This window comes from Kushneria konosiri, assembly GCF_002155145.1.
Lineage (GTDB): Bacteria > Pseudomonadota > Gammaproteobacteria > Pseudomonadales > Halomonadaceae > Kushneria > Kushneria konosiri.
This window is the reverse complement of sequence record NZ_CP021323.1, coordinates 1,481,610-1,505,369: the sequence shown is the minus strand read 5'-3', so window position 1 is coordinate 1,505,369 and position 23,760 is coordinate 1,481,610. Positions and strand designations below refer to the sequence as shown.

At 62.2% G+C, this 23,760-nt stretch carries 23 protein-coding genes and 1 other RNA gene; 13 read left to right on the top strand and 11 right to left on the bottom strand.

From position 1 onward, the window contains the following. Window positions 1-123 precede the first annotated feature (123 nt). The 3 genes from B9G99_RS07050 to B9G99_RS07040 form a co-directional block, all read right to left on the bottom strand. Complete coding sequence (locus B9G99_RS07050) at window positions 124-843, bottom strand: 16S rRNA (uracil(1498)-N(3))-methyltransferase (protein WP_086621416.1); 720 nt, start codon at window positions 841-843, stop codon at window positions 124-126. 23 nt (window positions 844-866) lie between these two features. Beyond that, window positions 867-1,334, bottom strand: coding sequence for a protein-export chaperone SecB (gene secB, locus B9G99_RS07045; RefSeq protein WP_086621415.1), 468 nt, complete (start codon window positions 1,332-1,334; stop codon window positions 867-869). A 75-nt stretch (window positions 1,335-1,409) separates the two neighbouring features. Then, a complete protein-coding gene (locus tag B9G99_RS07040) occupies window positions 1,410-1,832 on the bottom strand; it encodes a rhodanese-like domain-containing protein (RefSeq protein ID WP_086623348.1) in 423 nt (140 codons plus the stop codon). A gap of 282 nt (window positions 1,833-2,114) precedes the next feature. Here B9G99_RS07040 and gpmI point away from each other — a divergent pair, with 282 nt between their 5' ends. The 4 genes from gpmI to B9G99_RS07020 all read left to right on the top strand — a co-directional run bounded on the left by gpmI (window position 2,115) and on the right by B9G99_RS07020 (window position 6,944). After that, a complete protein-coding gene (gpmI, locus tag B9G99_RS07035) occupies window positions 2,115-3,665 on the top strand; it encodes a 2,3-bisphosphoglycerate-independent phosphoglycerate mutase (protein ID WP_086621414.1) in 1,551 nt (516 codons plus the stop codon). Window positions 3,666-3,678: 13 nt separating this feature from the next. Continuing rightward, a complete protein-coding gene (locus tag B9G99_RS07030) occupies window positions 3,679-5,031 on the top strand; it encodes a murein hydrolase activator EnvC family protein (protein WP_148663922.1) in 1,353 nt (450 codons plus the stop codon). Between the two features lie 71 nt (window positions 5,032-5,102). Further along, on the top strand, window positions 5,103-6,626 hold the full coding sequence (locus tag B9G99_RS07025) for a S41 family peptidase (protein WP_174678761.1): 1,524 nt from the start codon (window positions 5,103-5,105) through the stop codon (window positions 6,624-6,626). A 63-nt stretch (window positions 6,627-6,689) separates the two neighbouring features. Next, window positions 6,690-6,944, top strand: a complete 255-nt coding sequence (locus B9G99_RS07020; RefSeq protein ID WP_148663921.1) for a hypothetical protein — start codon at window positions 6,690-6,692, stop codon at window positions 6,942-6,944. A 95-nt stretch (window positions 6,945-7,039) separates the two neighbouring features. Here B9G99_RS07020 and B9G99_RS07015 read toward each other — a convergent pair whose 3' ends face one another. The 4 genes from B9G99_RS07015 to B9G99_RS07000 form a co-directional block, all read right to left on the bottom strand. Beyond that, window positions 7,040-8,281: a UbiH/UbiF/VisC/COQ6 family ubiquinone biosynthesis hydroxylase gene (locus B9G99_RS07015; RefSeq protein ID WP_086621411.1), complete on the bottom strand. Its 1,242-nt coding sequence runs from the start codon at window positions 8,279-8,281 to the stop codon at window positions 7,040-7,042. 41 nt (window positions 8,282-8,322) lie between these two features. After that, entirely contained in the window at window positions 8,323-9,519 is a 1,197-nt protein-coding gene (ubiH, locus tag B9G99_RS07010) for a 2-octaprenyl-6-methoxyphenyl hydroxylase (protein ID WP_086621410.1), read from the bottom strand. Beyond that, window positions 9,516-10,859, bottom strand: coding sequence for a Xaa-Pro aminopeptidase (gene pepP, locus B9G99_RS07005; protein ID WP_086621409.1), 1,344 nt, complete (start codon window positions 10,857-10,859; stop codon window positions 9,516-9,518). Before pepP ends, ubiH begins: the two co-directional genes overlap by 4 nt. 92 nt (window positions 10,860-10,951) lie before the next feature. Beyond that, on the bottom strand, window positions 10,952-11,575 hold the full coding sequence (locus tag B9G99_RS07000; protein WP_086621408.1) for a UPF0149 family protein: 624 nt from the start codon (window positions 11,573-11,575) through the stop codon (window positions 10,952-10,954). A gap of 213 nt (window positions 11,576-11,788) precedes the next feature. Here B9G99_RS07000 and B9G99_RS06995 point away from each other — a divergent pair, with 213 nt between their 5' ends. From B9G99_RS06995 to B9G99_RS06985, 3 genes are all read left to right on the top strand, one after another. Beyond that, window positions 11,789-12,088, top strand: a complete 300-nt coding sequence (locus B9G99_RS06995) for a cell division protein ZapA (protein WP_086621407.1) — start codon at window positions 11,789-11,791, stop codon at window positions 12,086-12,088. Window positions 12,089-12,144: 56 nt separating this feature from the next. Further along, a non-coding RNA gene (gene ssrS / locus B9G99_RS06990) (6S RNA) lies at window positions 12,145-12,326 on the top strand. Between the two features lie 131 nt (window positions 12,327-12,457). After that, on the top strand, window positions 12,458-13,087 hold the full coding sequence (locus tag B9G99_RS06985; RefSeq protein ID WP_086621406.1) for a 5-formyltetrahydrofolate cyclo-ligase: 630 nt from the start codon (window positions 12,458-12,460) through the stop codon (window positions 13,085-13,087). Window positions 13,088-13,471: 384 nt separating this feature from the next. On the opposite strand, the gene ilvA is transcribed toward B9G99_RS06985, so the two are convergent. Further along, entirely contained in the window at window positions 13,472-15,040 is a 1,569-nt protein-coding gene (ilvA, locus tag B9G99_RS06980) for a threonine ammonia-lyase, biosynthetic (RefSeq protein WP_086623346.1), read from the bottom strand. Between the two features lie 138 nt (window positions 15,041-15,178). Between ilvA and rpiA the strand changes: the two genes are divergently transcribed. Continuing rightward, window positions 15,179-15,865 carry a ribose-5-phosphate isomerase RpiA gene (gene rpiA / locus B9G99_RS06975; protein WP_086621405.1) on the top strand — a complete coding sequence of 229 codons (687 nt, stop codon included), beginning with the start codon at window positions 15,179-15,181 and terminating at the stop codon, window positions 15,863-15,865. Between the two features lie 265 nt (window positions 15,866-16,130). Next, window positions 16,131-16,472: a hypothetical protein gene (locus B9G99_RS06970; protein WP_086621404.1), complete on the top strand. Its 342-nt coding sequence runs from the start codon at window positions 16,131-16,133 to the stop codon at window positions 16,470-16,472. Here B9G99_RS06970 and waaA read toward each other — a convergent pair. The 3 genes from waaA to B9G99_RS06955 are packed head-to-tail and all read right to left on the bottom strand — an operon-like array spanning window position 16,469 to window position 20,334. Further along, on the bottom strand, window positions 16,469-17,779 hold the full coding sequence (gene waaA / locus B9G99_RS06965) for a lipid IV(A) 3-deoxy-D-manno-octulosonic acid transferase (protein WP_086621403.1): 1,311 nt from the start codon (window positions 17,777-17,779) through the stop codon (window positions 16,469-16,471). The genes B9G99_RS06970 and waaA overlap by 4 nt on opposite strands. A 7-nt stretch (window positions 17,780-17,786) precedes the next feature. Further along, window positions 17,787-19,241, bottom strand: coding sequence for a bifunctional D-glycero-beta-D-manno-heptose-7-phosphate kinase/D-glycero-beta-D-manno-heptose 1-phosphate adenylyltransferase HldE (gene hldE / locus B9G99_RS06960; protein ID WP_418268959.1), 1,455 nt, complete (start codon window positions 19,239-19,241; stop codon window positions 17,787-17,789). Continuing rightward, window positions 19,231-20,334, bottom strand: coding sequence for a glycosyltransferase family 9 protein (locus B9G99_RS06955; RefSeq protein ID WP_086621402.1), 1,104 nt, complete (start codon window positions 20,332-20,334; stop codon window positions 19,231-19,233). Before B9G99_RS06955 ends, hldE begins: the two co-directional genes overlap by 11 nt. Before the next feature lie 4 nt (window positions 20,335-20,338). On the opposite strand from B9G99_RS06955, the gene B9G99_RS06950 reads away from it, so the two are divergent. The 4 genes from B9G99_RS06950 (at window position 20,339) to B9G99_RS06935 (ending at window position 23,758) form a co-directional block, all read left to right on the top strand. Then, window positions 20,339-21,055 carry a 3-deoxy-D-manno-octulosonic acid kinase gene (locus B9G99_RS06950; protein ID WP_335617632.1) on the top strand — a complete coding sequence of 239 codons (717 nt, stop codon included), beginning with the start codon at window positions 20,339-20,341 and terminating at the stop codon, window positions 21,053-21,055. Window positions 21,056-21,058: 3 nt separating this feature from the next. Next, window positions 21,059-21,796, top strand: coding sequence for a DUF3413 domain-containing protein (locus B9G99_RS06945; RefSeq protein WP_086621400.1), 738 nt, complete (start codon window positions 21,059-21,061; stop codon window positions 21,794-21,796). Beyond that, the gene (locus tag B9G99_RS06940) at window positions 21,793-22,599 is read left to right on the top strand and encodes a glycosyltransferase family 2 protein (RefSeq protein ID WP_086621399.1); all 807 of its coding nucleotides are present in this window, start codon (window positions 21,793-21,795) and stop codon (window positions 22,597-22,599) included. The genes B9G99_RS06945 and B9G99_RS06940 overlap by 4 nt, the downstream gene beginning before the upstream one ends. Window positions 22,600-22,705: 106 nt before the next feature. Beyond that, on the top strand, window positions 22,706-23,758 hold the full coding sequence (locus B9G99_RS06935) for a glycosyltransferase family 4 protein (protein WP_227875971.1): 1,053 nt from the start codon (window positions 22,706-22,708) through the stop codon (window positions 23,756-23,758). Window positions 23,759-23,760 lie beyond the last annotated feature (2 nt).

The window sequence follows — 23,760 nt, the reverse complement described above, 5'->3', positions numbered from 1 at the left end:
TAAGACGAAAGTCCAATGCCGTCATGGCATTAATACCCTCACAGCGGGCACCGTCGAGGCCACAAGCATAGTTCGATCAGAGAAGACGTGGGGGATGGCGCGTCATCAGGACAACCACGGGGATCAAAGATCCCCGTAGCGCGCCTGCAAAAGCGACAGTGCCACAATCGGCGCCGTCTCCATGCGAAGGATCCGCGGGCCGAGCATCCAGGAGTGGAAACCGTGGGCATGGGCCCGAGCGACTTCATCGTCGCTGAGCCCGCCCTCGGGACCGACCAGCAGTGCGGCGCTGGCCGGCGAATCAGTCTGCGAAAGTGGCCCGGCATCATAGGGGTGCAGCACCAGCTTCAGTGTTTCATCACGCGCGCTCAGCCATTCATCAAGCGCAACGGGCGGGTAGATCACCGGCACGGTGGCTCGCCGACACTGCTCGCAGGCATTGACCGCCACGGCCTGCCAGTGATCCCGCTTTTTCTGCGCCCGCTCGCTCTTGAGCCGGACATCGCCATGATGAGTATAGAGCGGCGTGACCGCAGCCACCCCCAGCTCGACCGCCTTCTGGATGGCGAAATCCATGCGATCACCCTTGCCGACGGCAAGCCCCAGATGCACAGCCAGCCCCGATTCGGCCAGCGCCGGCTGGGGCTCCCCAACGGTGACCTGTACATCACCACGCTTGGAAATGGCAGCAATGTGAGCGCTTACTTCATTGCCCTTGCCGTCAAAAAGGGCCAGCGGGTCACCTTCACGGCGGCGCATGACGCGCGCCACGTGATGGGCGGCGGTATCGGGCAGCCTGAGGGTAGCGCCAGGCTTGAGCGTCTGGGGAACGTAGATGCGCATGGGTTATCCGCGACCGTAAGGCATCAGGCGTCGGCCTGCGGTGTGCCCTGCTGTTTCTGGGCATAGATGGCGTCGAAGTTGACCGGGGAGAGCATCAGCGCCGGGAAGGTACCGCGGCCGACCAGGTTGTCGATGCATTCACGTGCATAGGGAAACAGCACGTTGGGGCAGAAGGCACCCAGGGTGTGATCGAGCTGGGCATCGCTGAGTCCGGAGATGGCAAAAAGGCCCGCCTGATGAACTTCGGCCAGAAACGCCGTGGACTCTTCGTCACCGTTGTAGACGTGAGCCGTCACTCGCACGCTGACTTCATAGAGCCCTTCACTGATCTGCTTGTGGCCGTTATCGACATCAAGCTTGACCCGCGGCTTGAACTGCTGCTGGAAAATCTCCGGCGAGTTGGGCGCCTCAAAGGAGATGTCCTTGACGTAGATGCGCTGCAGCGCGAACTGGATATTGGCCTGCTCACTGGTGGCGTTGTTGTCTGACATGCTTGTTTCCCGGTCTGTGAGTAAGTAATAACTATTGCTTGAAGCCAGAAAGGACTATTGCTTGAAGAGATGACATCAGCGTGTCACAACAGGCAGGCCGTCGGCCACCCACTGTGAATGGCCGCCCTTGAGTCGACGGGCGCCGCTGTAGCCGGCCTTTTGCAGCTTCGTGACCACACCGCCGCCGTGCTGGCCCATCTTGTCCACCACGATGATCGGCTTGTCCTTGTGCTTTTCAAGGCGCTGCATGTTGTTGTCGAGCTTGTCGGCGGGCACATTGATCGCACCGGCGATGTGCCCGGCCTTGAACTCCTTGATCTCGCGGATATCAAGCACCATCGCATCTTCGCGGTTGATCAGATTGGTCGCCTCACCGCTGCTGACACCGCCCGTCGCACTGCGTCGGGATTCAAAGGCCAGCCAGGCCAGCAGGACCACAACGAAGGCACCTACCAGCAAGGGGTGGTTCTGGGCAAACTCCAGCAGCTGATCGATCATGGAAATATCTTGACCCTGGTTGTTTAAAATGGCTCGGCGCGCGGTCATGCCTGGTCTACCCTGCGAGTTCGGGGAAGCCGCCCGGCAGCTGGAATCCGGCGCGCGCCCAGTATACACAAGCACCCGGCCGTCGTCCGTCCCCGATGATCAATGCTGGCATGCCTCGGCTGGGGTATGATGATTACCATTTCGACGCCCTGATAGCGCGCCTGCTGCGTGTGAATGCGCAGGCAATGCAACCCGGTATCGGGGCTTACATGTCCGTGTTTTCGAGGCGAAATCATGTCTACATCGCAACCGCGTCCCGTCGCCCTGTTAATTCTTGATGGCTATGGCCACAACCCGGAATCGGCCAACAACGCCGTGGCCGAAGCCAACACCCCCGTCATGGATCGGCTGCAGTCGGATTACGCCCATACCCTGATCAACACCGACGGTGAAAACGTTGGTCTGCCCGAAGGTCAGATGGGCAACTCCGAGGTCGGTCACATGAACCTGGGCGCCGGGCGCGTCGTCTATCAGAGCCTGACCCGCATCTCCAAGGCCATTCGCGACAACGAACTGGGCGAGAACCAGGCCCTGACCGAGGCCATTGATGCCGCCGTCAACGATGACCGCGCCGTCCACGTGCTGGGACTGCTCTCACCGGGCGGCGTCCACAGCCATGAGGATCATGTGCTGGCGCTGGCAGAACTGGCTCAGGCACGCGGGGCGAAAAAGGTCTACATCCATGCCTTCCTCGACGGCCGTGACACTGCCCCCAAGAGCGCAATGGACAGCCTGCTGCGCGCCGATGCCCTGCTGCGCAAGCTGGGTGTTGGCCGCGTTGCCTCAATGATTGGCCGCTTCTATGCCATGGACCGTGACAACCGCTGGGATCGTGTTCAGGCCGCCTGGCAGCTGATGGTCAACGGTGAAGCCGAGCACGTTGAAAGCGACATCGAACAGGCGCTCAACGCCGCCTACGACCGCGATGAAACCGACGAATTCGTCACCGCCACCAGCCTGCGCGACGGCGACGACGATCGGGTCACCATCGAGGATGGCGATGCGGTGCTGTTTGCCAACTTCCGTGCCGACCGGGCTCGCGAAATCGCCCACGCCCTGGTCGACCAGAGTTTTGATGGCTTCGAGCGCGATCGCACGCCCAAAATGCATTTCGTCGCCATGACCCAGTATTCCGATGATCTGGGCGTACCGGTGGCCTTTCCGCCCAATGACCTGCCCAATACGCTGGGCGAATACGTCTCTTCAAAGGGGCTGACCCAGCTGCGTATCGCCGAAACCGAGAAATACGCCCACGTGACGTTTTTCTTCTCCGGCGGTCGCGAGGAGGAGTACGAAGGTGAAGAGCGCATCCTGGTGGACTCGCCGCGCGATGTGAAAACCTACGATGAAAAGCCGGAAATGAGTGCCCATGAAGTGACCGACAAACTGGTCGAGGCCATCGATTCCGGCCGTTTTGATCTGGTGGTGTGCAACTATGCCAACGGCGACATGGTCGGCCACAGCGGTGATCTGGCCGCCGCCACAAAGGCCATCGAGGCGGTGGACGAATGTCTGGGTCGCGTGATCGAGGCGATCGAGCGCGCCGGTGGCGAGTGTCTGGTCACCGCCGACCACGGCAACGCCGAGCAGATGGTCGACCCCGATACCGGCAATCCCCAGACTGCGCATACCACCTTCCAGGTGCCGCTGGTCTATGTCAGTCAGCGCAAGGCCACCCTTGCCGAGGGCGGACGCCTTTGTGACATCGCGCCGACGCTTCTGGCCATGATGGGCCAGACTCAGCCGGAAGAGATGACCGGTCGCGTGCTGATCGAAAACAGCTGATCGGAGTCCTTTGGTGTCTTTCACACTACACCGGCCTGCGGGCCGGTTTTGGCTGCTGGCCCTGACCCTGGGCCTGGCGGCGCCGGCCGGCGCCGCCAGCCTGGATGCCTCAAAGGCCGAGCTTGACAGCATTCGCCAGAACATCGAACAGACCCAGCGTCAGCTGGAAAAGACCGATGCCCAGCGCGGTGACGCGCAAAAGGAGCTCGAACAGGCCGAAAAGGCGCTGGCAGAAACCCATCGCCGGCTGGAAACCCTTCAAAAGGCTCGAAGCCAGACCACCGAGGCGCTGGCCACGCTCGATCAGCGCCAGAAAAGTCTGACCGAGCAGCGTGATGCCCAACAAAAGGCGCTGGCCGAGCAGGTCAGGGCCCTGTACAGGCTGGGCGATCAGCCGCGCCTGAAACTGCTGCTCGACAATCAGGACCCCGGTGAAATCGATCGCTTTCAGCACTATCTCAACCGGCTCAATGAAGCCCGCGCCGAACGACTTTCGCGGCTGGCCTCGCTCAATCAGGAGCTTCAGGACAACCGCGCTCAGACCCTTGAGCAGCAGCAGACGCTGGATCAGCTGCAGGATGAGCTCAAAAGCCGCCAGCAGACCCTTGATGAGCAGCGCAAGGAGCGTGAAAAGGCGCTGGCAGGGCTGGACGCCCGCTACAAGAGCGGACAGAGCAGCCTTCAGGGGCTTGAGTCGGACCGCGCCGAGGCCGAAAGAATGGTCAGCCGGATCGAACAACAGCTGGCTCGCGCTCGAGAACAGCGCGAGGCACGCGAGCGGGCCGAGCGCGAACGCAGGGCTCGTGAGGCCAGACAGCAGGCACAGTCTCAATCACCATCACGGGCATCCTCGTCAGACGATGACGGCCTGAGCAGTGACGAGATGAATGCCAGCTCGAAAAATGCCCGCAGTGTCCCCACACGAAGCGTGGATCCGGCGGCCGAGCGACGCGCCGAACCACCCGCAGGCGTCACCCATCAGGCCGACCGGGGCGCGCGCAGTTCCAGGTGGCCGGTCAATGGCTCGGTGATCTCAAGCTATGGCAGTGGCGACGGCCTGAACAAGAATGGCGTATTGATCAGCGCACCCGCCGGCACCCCGATTTATGCCGCCGCAAAAGGACAGATCGTCTTTGCCGACTGGATGAGAGGCTTTGGCTATCTGGTGATCATCGATCATGGTGGCATACTGTCGTTGTATGCTCATCAGCAGCGCCTTGCCGTGTCCGCTGGTGATCGGGTCGAACGCGGTGCCACGCTTGGCTATGTCGGCAATACCGGCGGTCTGTCGCGTCCGGCGCTTTATTTCGAGGTACGTCGTGGTGGCAAGACCATCAATCCGCAAAGCTGGCTGGCCTCGCGCTAGCACGGCGAACGCATCACCCGTTGAAGGTATCGGGCGCGCAGGCGTCCGGCCCACCCGCTAAAGGAGTCTGCATGTTGATGCGCCATGTCGCCTTATCGCTTGTCCTGTCCTCAAGCCTTTTGCTGACGCTGCCGGCCACCGCTGCCGAACCGGCCACCGACACCGCCCCGGCAGACAGCACGCCGGACAATGCGCCTCTCGTGCCCGCCAGCACCGATAACCGCCTTGATCCTCATCTTGACTCCGCCAATGACGGCGAGCGCGACCAGAGCAGTCTGCCACTGGAAGATATTCAGGCGCTGGCACAGGTGTTCGAGCGCATCAAGCAGGCCTATGTGGACGATGTCGATGACAAAACGCTGCTGCGCAACGCCATGCGCGGCATGCTGGAAGGCCTCGATCCACACTCGAACTATCTCGATGAGGACGCCTTTCGCACACTGCACGAAATGACCGAGGGCGAGTTTGGCGGTATCGGCATCGAGGTGGGTCAGGAAGACAATCAGCTGATGGTGATCTCGCCGATCGACAATACGCCGGCATCGAAGGCCGGTCTCCAGCCGCGCGATCTGATCATCGAAATCGACGGCAAGAGCACGGATGGCATGTCGCTGGAAGAAGCCGTTGACCTGATGCGTGGCGACCCCGGCAGCAGGATCGACCTGACGCTGCTGCGTGAAGGCGCCGATGCCCCAATCGAGGTCAGTCTGGAGCGCGCCAACATCCAGTCTGCCAGCGTCAGTTCGCGCATGCTTTCCCCCGGCTACGGCTATCTGCGCATCAGCCAGTTTCAGGAAAACACGGCCCGGGAGGCCAGTGACGCGATCGCCTCGCTGAAAAAGCAGGCGGGCGACAAGGGGCTTTCCGGTGTGGTGCTGGATCTGCGCAACAACCCCGGTGGGCTGCTGGACGGCGCGGTCGATGTGGCCGACCTGTTCCTCGACAACGGCCTGGTGGTCTACACCAAGGGGCGTCTCGAGGATTCCGACATGCAGTTCAAGGCCAATGCCGAAACCGCCCTGCCCGACACGCCCATGGTCGTGTTGATCAACGGCGGCAGTGCCTCGGCCGCCGAGATCGTTGCCGGTGCGCTGCAGGATCATCACCGCGCCGTGGTACTGGGTACCGAAAGCTTCGGCAAGGGCTCGGTACAGTCGGTCATGCCGCTGGATGACAATACCGGCATCAAGCTGACCACGGCGCTTTACTACACCCCGGGCGGGCGATCGATTCAGGCCGAGGGCATCGAGCCGGATGTGACGGTACAGCGCGGCCGGCTGGAGCTTGAAAAGAGCGGGTTTGAAATTCGCGAGGCCAACCTGCGCGGCCATCTGCAAAATGCCCGCGGCGAGCGCGAGGAAGACAAGACGGCCCTGCCCGACTCTCCGGTCGCCGCCGATGACTATCAGTTGGGTGAGGCACTCAACCTGCTGCGCGGCATCAATGTGTTTCAGCAGCCCGGCATGCGCCGCCACAATGACTCGGCCTCGCCCGATGATCAAACCGTGAGCGATACCCCCGCTGACCACAGCAACGATGCCTCGAAAAACGACACTACGCCATCCGATGACGCCCCGGAGACCACGACCCCGTAAAAAGCGTCTACGCTGATAGGGCAAATGGATAACGCCATCCGCCTTGATAAGGAGAGACATTACATGAAGAAAGGATTGACGATGGGCGCACTGGCCGCGGCCGTTCTGCTGGCAGCGGGTTGTTCTTCCTCCGGCGGCGCTCCGGAAAACCAGCAGCAGGGCATGTCACAGTCCGGCTCACAACAGTCCGGTGCCCTGCCAGGCGCCGCCGAAACACCGACGGGTACCGGCAATGCCGGCTCGACGGTAGACTCTCCCGGCGGCGGTATCTCAAGCAGCAACAATGATAATCCCGACAACACCATGTCCGGCATGTAAGCAATCGCTGCAGGATCAACAAAAGGCCTGCCTGAACGGCGGGCCTTTTTTATATCCTGAAACCCTGTTTCACGTGAAACACCCTGAGGCTGGCGTCAGAATGTCGGTGATTGCATGCTCCGTGGCAGGTCGCTGCGCTGGCCCATCGCCTGCACGATCAGAAGCCGGCGTGCCCAGGGCCATCGCCCGGTGGCGGTCAGCCCCTGATTGCGCAGCACACGCACCAGCGGCCAGCCGACGCCAAAGCCGATTCGAAAGGCATCCATGGCCATCAGCATGACCGTATTGTCACCACGACGACGACGTGCATAGCGCGACAGGATACGCTGGTCACCCACCGGCGCACCGCGATGTCTGGCACGATCAAGCTCCTCGGCCAGCACTGCCACATCCATCAGCCCCAGGTTGACCCCCTGACCGGCCAGCGGATGAATATTGTGGGCGGCATCGCCCACCAGCGCCACGCTGTCATCGACATAGCGTCTGGCGTGGCGCTGAATCAGCGGGAAGTCGTGGCGCCGGCTAACCCGCTCGACACGGCCCAGACGGTGTTCAAAATCAAGCTCAAGCGCGCGCATGAAGGCCTCATCCGTCATGGCCATCAGCTCATCGGCAAATTCGGCATCTGCCGACCAGACAATCGACGACGCCTTCTGATGGCCATCGATGCTCAGGGGCAAAAAGGCCAGCGGTCCGGTACTCATGAACCGCTGTCGCGCCGTGGCATCGTGATCATGCTCGTGCCATACCGTTGCGACCACGGCCCGCTGACCGGTGGCATATTCGCGGTGACCGAGCCCTGACAGCGCCCGAATTTGAGAGCCGGCCCCATCCGCGCCGACCACCAGAGAGGTCTCAACGGTACGGCCATCCTCCAGCGTGAGATGGCGCGTGCCATGTCTGGCCTCGGAAAGGCAGGTGACCCGAGCCCGCGGTATGAGGGTGACCCTGTCACACTCGACAAGCGCGTCCATCAGGGCATCGCGGACCACACCATTTTCGATGATATGGCCAAGCACCTCACGGCCGACCTCCAGGGCACTAAAGTCGATATGACCGGTGCCTTCCCCGTCCCAGACGGCCATCCGGTCATAGGGCGAAAGGCGTCTTTGGGCGATACCCGGCCAGACCCCCAGAGTGGTCAGTAACTGCTGCGAGGCGGGTGTAATGGCGCTGACGCGAGCATCAATGGTATCGGCCTGCCATGTGGTCTGAAGATCGCCACCGTCCAGCAGCGCGACCCGATGGCCCTTTTGTCCCAGCGCCAGCGCCAGCGTGGCCCCCACCAGCCCGGCGCCGACGATGGCCATGTCAAACGGTGCGGTGTCGAGCGTCATGAAGTTCTCCCTTGGGCAGGCATTGAGGCTGCAGGCCCGTTCTAATGTCGTGCCATACCCATGGCACGGCGGATCAAGGCACGCTTGAGTGGCGTGGCAAGATTGAAAAGTCCCAGCGCCGCGCCGCGCGCCCTGCTGATCCCCGGCAGTTCCAGCTCGAAGAGGCGCACCAGCGTGTCGCTGGCCTGCATGATCAGATCCCGGTCGCTCTGACGACGCTGCTCGAAGTCCGCCATGGTCATCGCCTCACCCGGTGTTCGCCCGGCTTCAAGCGCCGCCTCGATGGCCGCACTCAGATCCATGACGCCACGAAGCGCCAGATTGAACCCCTGACCGGCCACCGGATGAATGGCATGCGCCGCGTTGCCCAGCACGGCCAGATGCGGGCGACTCTGCTCGCGAGCGCGCGACATCGACAGGGGATAAACATGGCGGGTGCCCACACGCTGAAAACGACCCAGACGCGTTCCCAGACGCGACTGAAGCGCCTCGAGAAAATCGTGATCGCTCATGGCCAGCGTGGTCTCGATGATGTCCGGTGGCCGGGTCCAGATCAGGGCCATGCGACGCTCCCTGAGCGGCAGCAGTGCCATGGCCCCTTCCTCGGTAAAGCGCTCAAGGGCCCAGCCGTGGTGCTCCCTGGCGGTTTCGATATTGGCGATCAGGGCGTGCTGCTCATAGTCGTGTCGATCGGTACCGATCCCCAGCGATGCCTTGAGCCCGGAGCGCCCACCATCGGCCAGCACGGTCAGCCCGGCGTGCAGGACACGACCGTTGTTCAGGATCAAACGATGACCGTCCACCGCCGGGGCAATGGCCTCTACCCGGGCCGGGCAGTGCCAGTCGATCGACATGTGGGACAGGCGCTCGTGAAGGACCTGCCCCAGAAAGGCATTGGGCAGCACATAGCCCAGCGACGGCGTTCCCACCTCCCGACACGACAGATGGGTGCGCCCCATCGCACCGCGCTGGCTGACTTCGATGTCATGAATGGGCGCGGCACGGGTGGCCAGTCGGGACCAGATCCCCATGGTCTCGAAGTGGGCTCTGGAGCCGTAGGCAATGGCGCTGGAGCGTTCATCAAAGCTGGGCTGGGCACCATTGGCACTCAGCTCGCTGGCCTCGATCACGGCCACGCGAAGACCGTCACGCTCGATCAGGGGCGCCAGCGCCACGGCCAGGCTGGCACCCACCAGCCCGCCGCCGATAATGGCAATGTCTACCGGAGTTTCGCTCATGTCTGTCCTTGTGCCATCAACGCCTCGATGTCCCGAACCCGTTTGGGCACACCCTCGGTCAGCACCTCGCAGCCCTGCGCCGTGACCGCCACATTGTCTTCAATACGAATGCCGATGCCACGCCACTGTTCGGCAATATCCAGATCATCGGGAATATAGAGCCCGGGCTCGACGGTCAGTACCATGCCGGGCGAGAGCACGCGTGACTCGCCCGAGACCTGATAGGCGCCGACGTCATGCACATCCAGGCCCAGCCAGTGCGAGGTGCCGTGCAGATAAAAGCGCTTGTAGTGGCCCTGCTCGACCACGGTCTCGACCGGGCCTTCTACCAGCCCCAGCGCCACCAGACCGGCGCTCAGATCGCGCACGACGCCCTCATGAATGCCCTTGATCGTGGCACCGGGGCGCACGGCACGAAGGGCACGCTGCTGGGCGCCGAGCACGATCTCGTAGAGCTGGCGCTGCGGCTCGCTAAAGCGGCCACTGACCGGGAAGGTACGAGTGATGTCACCGGCATAGAGCGCGTACTCGGCGCCGGCATCCACCAGTACCAGATCACCCGAGGCCATCGCGGCATCGTTTTCGGTGTAGTGCAGAATACAGCCATTGGCACCGCTGCCCACGATGGTGGCATACGCCGGCGCGCGGGCGCCGGCCATGACGAAGGCGTATTCCAGTGTGGCCTGGAGCTGATATTCAAACATGCCGGGCCTGACGGCCTGCATGGCCTTGACGTGTGCCCGGGCGGTAATCTCACCGGCCTGACGCATCAACGCCAGTTCCTCGTCGGATTTGATCAGACGCTGCTCATGGAGAATCACGTCGATATCGGCATAGCCCGAGGGCGCCGGCGGGCCGCGCCGTTCGCGGGCCTTGAGACCGTCACGCATCTGTCCGGCCAGCGCCAGCGCCCGATCATTATCAAGCGACAGATACAGGGTACGCCGGCCTTCCAGAAGATCCATCAGCTGTTCATCGAGCGCTTCCAGCGGCCAGGCCTCATCCACACCGTAGCGAGTGACGGCCCGGCGTGGCCCGACCCGTTTGCCCGTCCAGGCCTCGGCGGCCGGGTCACGTGGCAGACAGAACAGGACACTCTCTCCTGCATCCCGACCGGGCAGCAGGATCAGCCACGCCTCCGGCTCGGGAAAGCCACAGAGATAGTGAAAGTCGCTGTCCTGTCGAAACGGATACTCGCTGTCCTGATTGCGCACCGAAAGCCTGGCCGCCGGAACGAGAATGGCACTGTCTGATGCCACTTCCGATATCAGCCGCTCGCGGCGCTGTCGATACGTCTCGGTCGTGATGGGGGCTGGTGTGCCCTGCTCTGCCTGTGTCACTTGATGCTCTCTCCCGTGACCGGTGTTCTCACGGCGTCTTCATCCGGCGCCTGTCTGTCGCTGACGCTCTGTGGTCAGACCCGCCTCATTGCTCAGTGACGCGTTTCGCCGTCACCACTCAGACCTTCTTCCTTCAAGCCCTCTTCAAACGACTGCGCCGGCTTTTCGACGTCAGGCTTGCCCGGGTGCTGCTCGACATAGAGCATCAGCGCCGTCATGCGGGCGTGCTCGGTCAGCGCAAACAGGTCGTTTTCGTTTTCACTGTTGTCCTCGATGTCATCATCGATACGAGAGAGTTGCTCGATATCGGCCACGCCTTCCTGAAGCGGCGTTGACCATGTCTTGCGCTGCTCGGCATCGGCTTCACCGGCCACCTCGTGAAAACCCTGACACCAAAGGGCGAGTGACTGCGCGCGCTCGGACAGTGAGAACAGCTCATCAGGCAGCAGCGGCTCGAAGCTCATTTCTTCGGCATCCAGACGCTCTTTGGCAATCGCTCGCCAGGCCAGCAGTTTTTCACCGTCTTCACGGGTGGCGGGCTCTTCCACACCCAGTGCCGCGCAGATCAGGTTCAGCCAGTCCTCGGCGCTGATGTCTTCAAGCGCCAGACGCGCGCACAGATAGCCATCAAAAAAGGCCGGCGACTGCAGGCTGCCATGGGCTAGAAAAATATCGCTGATGGTGGCGAAGTCGAGGGCGTTATCACCGGACGGCATACTGCATCCCTTTACTGGTCGTTCCCGTAGCGGGAATCATGAACTATCGCCCGGGGGCCGCGCGTTGACCGCCCCCGGTCGTCTCTCTATAGTGGTGCTGCAAGCGCAGCAACATGGCATGGAGCTGAGTTGAACCCTCATCTGCAGGCCATCAGTGGCTGCCCACCATCTTAGCGTAACGGCCAGAGCTTGGCCCATATCGGAAGTGATGTCATGCCGCAAGGTCCTCGTCAGACCGCCGAAATCACCCTGATGGGTCAGAATTTTGTTGTCAGCTGTGCCCCCGGTGAAGAGCAGGCGCTGCATGATGCAGCGCGCTATTTCGACCAGGCCATGGCCGGCATTCAGACCCGCGGTCGCACCATCAGCATCGACAAGGTCGCCATGATGGCGGGGCTGAACATTACCCATGAGCTGCGTGCTGAAACCCGACGTCGTCAGGAGCTCGAGGATAGACTTGCCGGGCTTGATGAGCGTTTGCAAAAGGCACTGGAGCGCAACCGCACCTCCTGATATCAGCCGGGCAACAGGGTAGCGCAGCCCCCGGGAATATCTGTTAGAATTGACCTCGTTCTCTGGGATGTTTGCCAGTTGTTATAGTCCCTCGAGCCTATGCGCAGTACCCAGGGGGCCACTATAAGTGAGCCTGTGTGCATGTCCGCGCGACGGAAAGCCTGATGGCCCACTTGCGGTCACCCACCTTGAACCAGTAGGTTCAGGGCCAGAACAACAGCGGCATTCTGGAGAACTCTCATGTCAGTGCGCTGCGCACTTCCCGCGGATCAACCGCGCGCTCGCAGACCTCGCGCCTTGTCACTGCGTACACCTCGCCCTCGGCGACGTTTTTTCTCCCCCTTGTTATCCCGTCATGTAGATACCGACATGGCGCCCCTGACGGCTTCCGATGATCGACCGGCACTGCGCCGCGAACTGCGCCGTCGTCGACGCACGCTCGATGCTCGAGCCCAGCGTCTGGCGTCAATGGCACTGGTCCATCAATTGATGCAGCTATCGTCGTTGCGATATGCACGCCATGTGGCGCTGTATCTTCCTGAAAGGGGCGAGATCGATCCGACCCCGCTGATAGACTGGCTGCATCAGCGCGGCACCCGGGTCTACCTACCGGTATTGCGTCCGCTGGTGGAAAATCGCCTGTGGTTCGTGCACTGGCGTCCGGATACCCGCATGGTGCTCAATCGCTTCAGGATCACCGAGCCCGACCTGCGCCAGAGTGGCCATCGCATTCGCCGTCTTCCGCCCTGGGCCATGGATGTGGTGCTGATGCCACTGGTGGGCTTCGATGCACAGGGGCATCGTCTTGGCATGGGCGGTGGCTTTTACGACCGCACTCTCGCCTTTGCATCAAAAACCTGCGGCCCGCGGCCGACCCTGATCGGCGTGGCGCACAACTGCCAGCAGGTTGAGCAGCTGCCACACCAGCCCTGGGATGTGAATCTTGACATGATCGTCAGCGACCGACAGGTACTCAGGCCGCACCCTGCTACATCCTGATGTCGCGCAAGGACGCTTTTGTCGCGACATAAAAAAACGCATCCATAGGGATGCGTTTTTAACTGTTCTGTTGCCGAGCAGCCCTGCTTGAACCTTCCCGCCTCGAAACGATCCCCTGTTCCATCAAGACACGTCTAATACCCCATGACAGTCTGGGCATAGCCCGTGGCGACAACGCCCAGACCAAGAATGAGTACCAGGGTAAAGACCAGATCGGGTTTACGTCTCATTACTGCTCCGTCACAACAGAAGAACGCAATAGGGAACGGCCCGGGCGGGCCGCAGCGGCGCCATCATAGTGGCACCGCCGAATCAGCACAATATCGCAGATGCCAACATTACATATCGTTGCATTGCCGCAGTGCCAGGGATCCGCCTCGCGCTTCAGGAGACAAAGAGTCGATAGGCCGGATTATCGGTTTCATGCCAGTAGCGATAGCCGATCTCATCAAGACGCTGCTCGAGCGTGGCACAGTCGGCTTCAGGCACCTGCATGCCGATCAGGACCCGACCGTAGGCGGCGCCGTGGTTGCGATAATGAAACAGTGAGATGTTCCAGCCACCGGGCAGATGATTCAGGAAGTTCATCAGCGCGCCGGGACGCTCCGGAAACTCGAAACGGTACAGACGCTCGCTGAACGGCTCCTGCGGACGTCCTCCGCCAAGATGGCGAATGTGCAGCTTGGCCAGCTCGTTATCGGTAAGATCCTCAACGCTATAGCCCGCCGCCTCGAGCTTGCTGACCACGTCAAGCCGATCCTTTCCGCCGGGCTGTACCTGCACGCCGACAAAGATATGCGCCTGACGGGCATCGGCGTAGCGATAGTTGAATTCGGTGACCATACGACGGCCCAGCGCCTTGCAAAATGCCTTGAAGCTGCCGGGACGCTCGGGAATGGTGACGGCCAGGATCGCTTCGCGCTGCTCGCCAAGCTCGGTGCGCTCGGCAATGTGCTGCAGCCGGTCAAAGTTGAGATTGGCGCCTGAATTGATGGCGATCAGCGTCTTGTCCCGAACGCCTTCGCGCTGGGCATATTTCTTGAGACCGGCCAGCGACAGGGCCCCTGAGGTTTCAGAGACGGCGCGGGTGTCCTCGAAGATATCCTTGACCGCGGCACACATCTCATCGGTGTTGACGGTGATCACCTCATCAACGTGATGACGCAGGATTTCAAACGGCGCCTCGCCGATCTGGGACACGGCCACGCCTTCGGCAAAAAGGCCGACCTGATCCAGCGTGACGCGCTCTCCGGCTTCCAGCGCGGCCTTGAGACAGGCGGCATCCTCGGGCTCGACGCCGATGACCCGAATGTCCGGACGCAGATACTTGATATAGGCGGCCATACCCGCCAGCAGACCACCGCCGCCCACCGGGGCAAACACCGCATCAATCGGACCCTGATGCTGGCGCAGAATTTCCATCGCCACTGTCCCCTGACCGGCGATCACGTCCGGATGATCAAAGGGCGGAATCCAGGTGTAGCCATGCTCGTTCATCAGCATCTGGGCATGCGTCAGGGCATCATTGAAGGAGTCTCCCTTGAGCACGACTTTCGCGCCCCGTGCCCGCGCGGCCGAGACCTTGATTTCGGGGGTAATGCGCGGCATCACGATCGTGGCATGAATGCCCATGCGTTTGGCCGCCATCGACACGCCCTGAGCGTGGTTGCCTGCCGAGGCAGTAATTACACCCTTCGCGCGCTGCTCTTCGTTGAGCTGCGCCATGCAGTTGTAGGCGCCGCGAATCTTGAAGGAGTAAACCGGCTGCAGATCCTCGCGCTTGAGAAGCACATGGTTATCAAGGCGTCTGGACATCTGCGGCATGTCGGAAAGGGGCGTTTCAACCGCTGCTTCGTAGACGCGGGCCTGAAGGATTCTCTTGGCGTAGGCTTCCAGCATTCTCATATCCTGGGCAATGACTTGAGGGCGGCGCTGCGGGGCACCGGATGACATGACACGCGCGTGTGATGTTTCACGTGAAACAAAAGGCCCGAGGCGGGTACAGCACATGCAACCATCGACAGTGTCCACGGTAATCGCCATGATACGCCTGATGGGCCGCTGTAGAACATCATCAGATTCGGAGACACCATGACATCCCAGGACCAGTCAGAGCTCAAGCGGGCGGTGGCGCAGGCAGCAGTGCAGGAAATCCGTTCGAAACTGCGTCGTGATACCGTGCTGGGGGTTGGCTCGGGCTCGACCGTCAACCTTTTCATCGAGGCACTGGCACCGCTACGCGACGACTTTGCCGGTGCCGTGGCAAGCTCCACCGAGACCGAGCGCCGGCTCAGGGCTGCCGGCATCGAAGTATTCGATCTCAACCAGGCCGGCACGCTGAGCGTCTATGTCGATGGTGCCGACGAAATCGATCATGATTTTGCCATGATCAAGGGCGGGGGCGCGGCGCTGACCCGTGAAAAGATCGTGGCCGCCTGTGCAAAAGAGTTCATCTGTATTGCCGACGGCTCCAAGCTGGTGCATCAACTGGGTGGATTTCCGCTGCCCATCGAGGTCATCCCCATGGCGCGCTCGTATGTGGCGCGCGAGATGGTCAAACTCGGATTCAGCCCCGTTTACCGACAGGGCGTGGTCACCGATAATGGAAATCAGATCATCGATCTTTATGATCAGCTCATCGATAACGCCCGGGATCTGGAAACGCGCATCAATCAGATCGCCGGCGTCGTGACCAATGGATTGTTTGCCCATCGTGGCGCCGATCTGCTGCTGCTGGGCACCGCCGAGGGCGTTCAACGCATGAGTCCCGGGCGCTAGATCCCTGTTTGCTCCCTCCCCCGCCGTGAGTTACCAAATACTCACGGCGAACTGCCTTACTGAAACATTCAATCACACTTTAGCTGCAGAATATTACCTGCGTTTATCACTATTATCTGTGCGTCACAGCTACGCTGCATCCATCAGGGGTTTGGTGGGCCGCTACGTTGGTCGGTCACGACAGAAACATGTCACGACACAACGATCTTCCGGGGCCACCGGACATTAAATCTCGAACATTCAATGACAAGAAAGAGGGTTTCGCATGCGACAGAGCAGTGACCTTTCCGCCCGCTCGTGCGCGCCGTCCTCCCTGCATCAACTGCGCAGGGCACTGCTGGAATCTCGTGATGCGCTGGGTATTGAAGGTGTGCAGGTCCGAGGGGCCGATCATTCCCTGCATTTTGAGCTTGCCAGATGCGAGATCGTCAGACCCCTGCTGAGTGTCTGGTTCAACGTTGAACGTCACCAATACACGCTGATGTGTCGAACCACCACCACCATTATTGCCCCGGGCCGCCCAATGAGCGACACCCGCGCGCGGCTGGCCGAATATCTCAATCACCATGCCTGGCAGCATGGCTGGCGCCAGGCCTCACGCCACTAGCGCCCGCCTTCCGGCGGCCGATCATCTGCCAGCGGCCAGGGCTCGTGCAGCTCGCGAGCGCGAATCAGACGTCCCAGATAGTCCCGAGTGTGTCCCAGTGCGCCGCGGTTGGCCTCCACCACCGCCAGCGCGTTGCGGCCCAGCGTATCTCGACGCACCTCATCGAGCATCAGTGACACCAGCATCTCACCCAGCATGCCGGCACTTTCGACTTCTATCCGGGCATGCGCCTCCTCCAGCGTGTCGGCCACCTCCCCCAGACTCGACAGTGATGGCCCGCTGACGATCGGCAATCCCAGTGCGGCTGGCTCCAGCAGATTATGCCCACCGATATCCACCAGGGACCCCCCGACAAAGGCGATATCGCCGGTTGCATAAAACGTCATCAGCTCGCCCATGGTGTCGCCCAGATAGACCTGGGTGTCACGCTCGATATCTTCCTCGTTACTGCGACGGGCCACCGACAGGCCGCGATCGAGGCACAGCTCGGCCACCTCGTCAAAGCGCTGCGGATGGCGCGGCACCAGAATCAAGAGTGCCTCGGGAAAGCGGGCCAGAAGACGCTCGTGCGCGGCCAGAATCTGCTCTTCTTCGCCCTCATGGGTCGATCCCGCCACCCAGACCGGGCGTTCACCGATCCGGCCGCGCAGCGCATCGGCGTGGTCGAACACCTGCTCATCGACGTGCAGATCATACTTGAGCGCGCCGGTTACATTGAGCCGGCGGGCCGAGACCCCGAGGGCACGAAAGCGCTTGGCGTCCTCGGCAGACTTGGCGCCCACCCAGGCCAGCCGGCGAATCGCCTCGCCCATCAGTTTCGAGAAGCGCTGATAGCGGGCAAAGCCGCGCTCGGTAATGCGGGCGTTGACGATGGTGACCGGCACTCCGGCCATCGCGCAGGCGTAGATCAGATTGGGCCAGATCTCGGTTTCAACGATGATGGCGATTTCAGGGGCCAGTCGCTGTATGAAGCGCCGGGTGGCACCGGGGAAATCCAGCGCCACGAAATGATGCGTCACCAGATCGCCAAACAGTGTCTGCACCTGACGGGCGCCGGTGGCCGTCATGGTGGTCACGACCACCCGATGCTCGGGGTAGTCATCGATCAGGGAGCGAATCAGCGGCCGGGCGGTGATCACCTCGCCCACGGAGGCGGCGTGCACCCACAACACGCGTTCTTCCTGATAGGACGGAATACGCCCCAGCCGCTCCCCGCGCGGATGATCCTCCAGATACTCACGGCGCAGACGGCGCCAGATCAGCGGTGACAGCGCATACAACAGGGCCGAATAGAGACGTCTTCCCACGAGGGATCTACTCCTGTTCACCGCGGCGTGCGCTGCGCGAAACGATCGCGCTGATGGTGCCGGTGGTGGACAGTCCTTCCTCAAAGCCCAGCACCCGCACCTCACCACCGTTGGCCATCACGGCCTCTCCGCCGGCAATTTCCTCGATCCGGTAATCGCCCCCCTTGACCAGCACGTCCGGCAGCACGCTGCCGATCAGCTCGGCCGGCGTGTCCTCGCCAAAGGCCACCACCCAGTCCACCGCCCGCAGACCGGCCAGCACCGCCATGCGATGCGCAAGCGGCGTAATCGGACGACCCTCGCCCTTGAGGCGCGTGACCGAGGCATCATCATTGACCGCCACGATCAGCCGGTCGCCCTGGGCGCGTGCCTGCTCGAGATAGCTGACGTGACCGGCGTGCAGCAGATCAAAGCAGCCGTTGGTCATGACGATACGTTCACCGCTGGCCTGGGCGGCGCGTACGGCGGTGGCCAGTGTCTCGCCATCGATCACCCCGTGGCCCGCGGCCACGCCGTGATCGGCACTCAGGGCCGCTTCGATTTCATCGACTGACACCGTCGCCGTCCCGGGCTTGGCGACCACCAGCCCGGCGGCCAGATTGGCCAGTGCCATGGCATCCGGCAGACTCTGTCCGGCCGCCAGCGCCAGGCCCAGCGCGCCGATCACCGTGTCACCGGCACCGGTCACATCAAAGACTTCGCGGGCCCGGGTTGGCAGATGCAGTGGCGGATGGCCCTCGCGAATCAGCGTCATGCCGCGCTCACTGCGGGTAATCAGAAGGGCTTCAAGCTCAAGCTCGGCACGCAGCGCTTCCCCGCGCGAGGTCAACTCCTCCTCGCTGTGGCAGCGCCCGACCACGGTTTCAAACTCGCTCAGGTTGGGGGTAATGATGCTCGCCCCGCGATAGCGATGAAAATCGCTGCCCTTGGGGTCGATCAACACCCGTTTGCCGGCCTGTCTGCCGGCCTCGATCAGCCTCTGAACCTGCGCCAGCGTCCCCTTGCCGTAATCGGACAAAATCATCAGGTCGGTCTCTGCCAGCGCCTCGCTGACCTGATCCATCATGGCATCGGTATCGACGGCCTCCAGCGAGGACTCGAAATCCAGCCGGATCAGCTGCTGGTTGCGACTCATGACGCGCAGCTTGGTGATGGTGGGGATCTCGGCGCTGCGCTGAAATCGGGTGTCGATCCCGGCCCGGGCCAGCAGGTCATCCAGAATGGCGGCGTTGTCGTCACGCCCGATCAGTCCGGAAAGTGTCACCTGCGCGTTCAGCGCGGCGATGTTGAGGGCCACGTTGGCCGCCCCGCCCGGGCGGTCCTCGCTGTCATCGACGCGTACTACCGGTACCGGCGCCTCGGGCGAGATGCGTGAAGTGGGGCCGTGCCAGTAGCGGTCGAGCATGACATCACCCACCACGGTGACGCGGGCATCGGCGAGCCTTGCGGGATCAAACATCATGGCGCACGCTCCCGAAGGCCTTGTCGTGATCAGCGGTCAATGCCAGCAGCTCGTCGAGCCGGTTGATGACATCCTCAAAGGTAATCAGTGACATCGCATCCTCATGGCGTACGCGGGTGCCCCAGACGATCTCGTCCGGCGACTTGTGCAGATGGGTGGCCACGGCATCGGGATAGCGGTTGACGACGTGTTCGCGCCAGCACCAGGGGGCGGCGCGCTCGGGATTGGTGGTGGCAAAAAGCCCCAGCACCGGGGTGTTCATGGCATTGGCCATGTGCACCGGCCCGGAGTCGGGCGCAATCACCATGCGTGCCTCATCGATCAGCGCCAGAAGCCCCTTGAGCGAGGTTCGCCCAAGCAGATTGACCGGAGAGGCCTCGCTGACGCCGGCGGCAATGCGCTCGCACATTTCGAGCTCCTGGGTGCTGGTGCCACCGGTCAGAAAGGTGGTCAGGCCGTGCCGGTGCCAGGCGTGTTCGATCACGGCGGCATAACCTTCCGCCGACCAGTTGCGAAAGTTGCGAAGCCGAGGGCTGGCACACGGGCTGATCACCAGTGCCGGTCGCCCTGCCAGAATCTGTCGGGCCTCCTCTCGAGCGGCGTCCGGCAGCGGGATACTCCACTCGAGCCGGTCATCCTCAACACCCATTTCGCGGGCGAAGTCCATGAACGATTCAAGCACGTGCGCCTTCGAATGAGGCGTGAGCTGGCGGTTGGTAAACCAGGTCTGCCAGTCCTTGGCACGGGCGCGGTCATAGCCCAGACGCACACGCGCCTTGAGCCCCAGCGAAAGAACGCTGGCGCGTATGGACTGCTGCATGTGCAGCAGCACATCAAAGGGCGTATCACGCAGCTCGCGCCAGATTCTGCGCATGCCGGCAAGCCCGGTGGACTTGTCATACACCACGAACTCGACCCCGGGGAGGCCGGCCAGTAAACTGTGCTCCGCCCGACCGATGATCCAGGTGATTCGGGCAGTGGGCCACTGGCGCTGCAACGCCCGAACGGTCGGTACAAGATTGCAGACATCGCCAAGTGCGGATAACCGCAATACACAGATATGCGCGGGTTGCGCGGGCAAAGGATGCTTCATGCGGATGATGACTTCCCGAAAAGCGAATGCGCACATTCTATATGATGCCCAAACGGCCCCACAAACCGGCCAGTCGGCGCTGGCGCCCGAACACTTCACCGGTAGCTGGTGGCGTTCGCGCGGGGCCGTCACCGGTCAGGCCCCCGGACGCGGAGAAAGCCTGTTCGTGCGTGCCGGTGATCAGGCATGGGTGCTGCGTCACTACCGCCGCGGCGGTCTGGTGGCACGTATCAGCGCCGAGCATTATGTCTGGACAGGCCCTGAGCGCAACCGCGCCTTTCAGGAATGCCGTCTGCTGGCCACCCTTTTTGAGCGCGGACTGCCGGTGCCCCGGCCGATTGGCGCCTGCGCCTGGCGCGTCGGTCTGGTCTATCAGGCCGCGCTCATCACCCGGTGTATCGATGGCGCGCGGCCGCTGGCCTCGCTGATACAAGCACCGGACGCCGCCACCCAACAGAAAGCGCTTTTGACCGAATGTGGACGCATGATCCGTCGTTTTCACAACGAAGGGCTTGACCATGTCGATCTCAACGCCCGCAATATTCTCATCGATGACCGGGATATGCCCTGGCTGATCGATCTGGATCGCTGTCGGCTGCGCGACCCCGGTCGCTGGCAGGCCGGCAATCTTGCACGTCTTGAGCGTTCTCTGGAAAAGTTTGCTCCCGGACAGGCCAAAGCACTCATGGCCCCCATCAACCACGGATACCAATCGAGTTAGACCATGCCTCGTTCAAGTGAAGATTCCCTGCGGTTTCGACTCCGCGCCACGGCCTTTTTTGCCCTGTTCAACCTGATATTTGCCTGGCTGCTGTCGCTGCGCTATCTGCCGATGGTCCAGATGCCCCAGGAAGGTCTGGGGATCGTGTGGCTGGTCTGCGCCTGGCTGGGCGGCTTTGGCACGCTGGCCATTGCGCTGTGGCTGCTGCCGGCACTGCTGTCGCTGTTCTTGAAACGGCGCATGCTGATCTGGCCATGCGCCGTACTGGGCACTCTGGGGCTGGGCGCGCTGTGGGTCGATACGCAGCTGTTCACGGCGGCCGGTAGCCATCTGATAGACCTGTCGGGTGAGCAAAAACCAGAGCTTTCCACGCTGCAGTGGGCCATCACTGGCGGCGTCATGGTGTTGATCGCGCTGGTCGAACTGTGGCTCTCCTGGCGCATCATGGCCCGTGCCCGGCGCATTACGTTCCCGGTCTGGAGTCTGGTGCTGTTGATGCCGGTGCTTTTGATGGCAAGTGTGGGCATCGATATTGCCTCGGACACCGATCAGACGGCCGCACTCCACGCTCAGGACAGCGACCGCCAGGCACTGATGGGCGAACCGGCCACGCCGGTCCCCGAGGCGCGCGAAGCCGCGACACAGCGTGATCAGAACAGTGGGCCGGCCATCGATGACAGTGCTGACCCGACCGAGCGCGATACCACGGCCATCCCCGATGATGTCGAGGAAACTCAATGAACACCTCCACCACACGTACGCCGATCACCGGCGTTGTGATCACGCTCAACGAAGCGGCGAACATCGAGGCGTGCCTCGCCTCGCTCGCGCGCGTATGCGATGAGCTGATCGTGGTGGATTCGGGTTCGGTGGATGAGACCTGCGCGCTTGCCCGGGCCACGGGCGCCCGGGTGATCGAGCAACCCTACCTGGGAGATGGTCCGCAGAAGAACGTGGGGCCAAAGGCTGCGACCCATCGCTGGGTGCTGTCGCTGGACGCCGATGAGCGTCTGACCGATCAGGCCGTGACCGCCCTGCAGGCGCTTCAGCTTGCCACCACGACGCATGACGCCTTCGCCCTGCGTCGGCGTAACTTCATCGGCTCACGCTGGGTAAAGCGCTGTGGCTGGTATCCCGATTACTGTTTGAGGCTGTTCGACCGCGATCGCACGGCCTTTTCCGACTCACGCCAGCACGCAAGCGTGCAGGCCACCTCCCCATGTGAGCTGGACGCCGATCTCGAGCACTACTCCTTTACCAACCTTGCCGAGCTCTTCACCAAGGCCGGCGGTCGCTTCTCCACCCGCGCGGCCAAGATCATGTATCTCAAGGGCAAGAAAGTGAACGCTTGCTCACCGTTTATCCACGGTGCCAACGCTTTCGTGCGCAAATATCTGTTTCAGCGTGGCTGCCTGGCGGGGCTTGACGGCCTGTCGGTTTCGCTGTCGGCCGGTGTCAACGCCTACCTGAAATACGCCAAGCTCCTGGAGTTTCAGCGCGACCCCCAGGTACGCGAGCGAGAGGACTTCAACCGGGTCTGGTAAGGCCTTTGGCGGCAGCCGCCATGACGGCCCCGAGCTTCTCTTTTGCATCATCACTGGCCCTGCTGCCCCTTCATGCGCCACGCTTGGCGCATCGATTCCTTTAAAGGTGAGTGATTCCTTGCATATCTGTCACGTCAATCTGGCGCGCAATTTTCGCGGCGGCGAACGCCAGACCCAGCTTCTGATCGAGCAGCTGGCCGCCCATGACATTTCCCAGACGCTGGTGTGCCGTCAGGATTCACCGCTGCGTCAGGCGCTGTCCGGCGTCAAGGGTCTGGGCATGGTGGCCGCCGATCAGATGTGGGTCGGCCACAAGCACGTGCCCGACGGGGATCTGGTCCATGCCCATGAAGCCCGCGCGGTGCACTGGGCATGGTGGCATTCGAAGCTGCGCCGCACGCCCTATGTGCTGACCCGGCGCGTTCCGCAGCCCATCAAGGACAAGTGGTTCAACCGCCGGACCTATAAAGGCGCGGCGACAGCCGTCGCCATCTCCTCACCGATCGAGGCCCATCTCGAGGCGCGACGCTGGTGCCCGGTCACGCGTATTCCCAGTGCCCTGTCGCATTTCACCCGCAACGCGACCGTGGTCGAGACGCTGAAAAACCGCTTTGAAGGCCGTTATGTCGTCGGCCATGCGGGCGCGCTGGTGGATCGTCACAAGGGACAGAGCCTGATCATCGAGACCGCTCGTCGACTGGCCGACACGCATCCCGACATTGTGTTTCTGCTGCTGGGCAGCGGGGAGGACGAAGAGCGCTTCAAACGCGAAAGCGAAGGCCTCGACAACGTCATCTGGGAAGGCTTTCAGTCCAATGTGGGCGATTATCTGGCCGCGATGGATCTGTTTGTCTTTCCGTCGCGCAATGAAGGGCTGGGCTCGACGCTTCTGGACGTCATGGACGCCGAGGTGCCGATCATCGCAAGCGATGTCGATGGCATTCCCGATATCGTCATCGACAATGAAAGCGGCGTATTGATTCCACCCAACGATGCCAGTGCGCTGCATGATGCGGTGCTGGCGATGAAGGACGATCCCGCCCGCGGTGCGCGCCTGACCCGCGGCGCCTGTCAGCGTCTGGAAGCCTTTACCCCCGAGGCCATGGCCAGCCAGTATCGCGCGCTTTATGCGCGACTGCTCGGCACGAACGACACCTGAGC